The organism is Phyllobacterium sp., from assembly GCF_037994425.1.
In the GTDB taxonomy this organism is placed as follows: domain Bacteria; phylum Pseudomonadota; class Alphaproteobacteria; order Rhizobiales; family Rhizobiaceae; genus Phyllobacterium.
The window spans coordinates 1-1,872 of sequence record NZ_JBBNAM010000364.1 but is presented as its reverse complement, the minus strand read 5'-3'; the positions used below and the strand labels follow the sequence as shown (position 1 = coordinate 1,872).

The window sequence follows — 1,872 nt, the reverse complement described above, 5'->3', positions numbered from 1 at the left end:
TTCGTGGGCAGCTTCTTGTCGTCGGCCGCAAGAGCGGGCAACGCACTTACAGCGCCGATCAAGAGTGAAAGCGTCAACAGAGTTCCGCGCATCGTCGTCTCCCCTCAAAGGTCAAAATAACTGCACCGGCCATCTTGATGTGGTCAGCAAGCGAGGCTTAGTACCAGGCGACAAATATAGTTCACTGCGGAAAACCGTCTCGCAAATATTTGCTATGTGAGCGCCGGCCGCCTTCGGTCGTCAGGAGCCATGTATGGCACTTGCAGCACTAGACCGGATAATTCCAAGGTAAGAGTTCATCTATCCGGCTTTGCATGTGGCCGTTTGACGACGGCGGTAAGTGTGCTGGTCAGGTAGGCCAGCGGATCGACAGCATTGAGTTTGCAGGTCTCGATCCGGCATAGCCATCGACCCGCAGGATGCCGGAGAAGCCCTGCAATATCCGTTCGGCATGAATGCCTCCGCGACCGGGAGCGTAGGTGAAAGCGACGCTCGGCGGAGCACCGCCGCCCCACGGTCGATCATCTCGCGCAAGTGCCCAGAAGTATCCGGTCTTGGTTTTACGTGAGCCGGGATCGAGCACCGGAGCACGGGTCTCGTCCATGAAGAGCTTGGTCGAGCGCTTCAGGTCGGCAATCAGCGCCTCGAACACAGGCGCAGTTCATAGGCTGCGCGTCCGACCCAGTCGGCGAGCGTGGAGCGGTCGAGATAGATGCCCTGGCGGCTCATGATCTGGGCCTGCCGAGAAAGGGGAAGATGGTCGGCATATCTGGAAACCAGCACATGGGCAACGGTAGCTTCCGTCGACTGTCCTGCCTGGATCAGGCGAGCCGGAGCCGGGGCTTGAATAACGCCGTCGGTGCAGGCACGGCAGGCATGAGAACCTCCAATGTAGTCTCCATAGAGAAACTCCTTGCCGCTCTTCCATGGAAAGGCGATCACAGACCAGGCGACAGAAGGCAATGTGGGGGCAAAACAGCCGTTACACTTTTCGTCTCGTCGCCGTTCAAAATGACAAGCTGATCGTCTGGAAAATGGACGTTGGAGCCAAGAGCCTGGCCGATAGCGGAGATGCCTCGTCATGAGCTCCTTTGGCGCACAATGCAGTCGCTCACTATCTGCGATCGACTGGGCGCACGGGAAATTTAGCGGATCGGGCTGGCAGGAAGTGACTCTACCTCACCTGATCTTCCTTATTGCAAACCTCCTGTTGGATACCGATAAAGAGGCGCAAAATCCTGATCGTATCGGCAGCTTCCAGCATGGTCACCTTGATCTCGTCGGCATATCTGAGTTCCATGTTGTCGGCGAACTGATCCAACTGCATTGCGATGTCAGCGCCGTGGTCATTTGCAGTTTGGTCTGAAAAAGCAACGAGAGTTTGATACCAGCGAATGGCCGCGGCTGCCTCGTGCAGTAGACCTCGCTTTTCGCTGGCAGATACAAGCAAACCGTTGTTTGCGACTCTGACCAAGTCTCGATTGATCCCGTCTCTTACCCGCATCATGATGGTTCCGGTTGGATATCCAGATTGTCAGAGCGCTTGCCGGTGTCAACTATGCCATTCGGCTGAGCTCGACCGCTTTCGTCCAGATCTCTCCTTCGGGGGACGAGAGTGCCGGTGGGCCACCATTTCGCATCAAAGGCTGATCATTCTGGCCGCTGACTGTGATGTTCGCGATGCAGCTCGCTCATCCCGCTGAGACGCAAAAAGTTAACCCGATATAGTGCGTTTGGGATTCGGGTTATGTCTGATACAATCGCATCCTATCAGCTAATATATGGGAAAAACTATGCATCGCGGGCCGAGATGCGCAGTCATTTTAGCGTCGATCAGTTTTTGTAGTCTGGCAAGCTTGGTCGCAGCAGATA

At 55.7% G+C, this 1,872-nt stretch carries 2 protein-coding genes and 1 pseudogene; 1 reads left to right on the top strand and 2 read right to left on the bottom strand.

Annotation, left to right across the window (positions count from 1 at the left end):
* Positions 1 to 296: 296 nt before the first annotated feature.
* Together AAAB35_RS24380 and AAAB35_RS24375 are read right to left on the bottom strand one after the other, a co-directional pair.
* On the bottom strand, positions 297 to 362 hold the full coding sequence (locus tag AAAB35_RS24380; RefSeq protein WP_340670883.1) for a hypothetical protein: 66 nt from the start codon (positions 360 to 362) through the stop codon (positions 297 to 299).
* 32 nt (positions 363 to 394) lie between these two features.
* Positions 395 to 879, bottom strand: a pseudogene (locus tag AAAB35_RS24375) (transposase); the annotation flags it as partial.
* Positions 880 to 1,081: 202 nt separating this feature from the next.
* Between AAAB35_RS24375 and AAAB35_RS24370 the strand changes: the two are divergent.
* Positions 1,082 to 1,366: a hypothetical protein gene (locus AAAB35_RS24370; RefSeq protein ID WP_340670882.1), complete on the top strand. Its 285-nt coding sequence runs from the start codon at positions 1,082 to 1,084 to the stop codon at positions 1,364 to 1,366.
* The last annotated feature ends 506 nt before the right edge of the window (positions 1,367 to 1,872 follow it).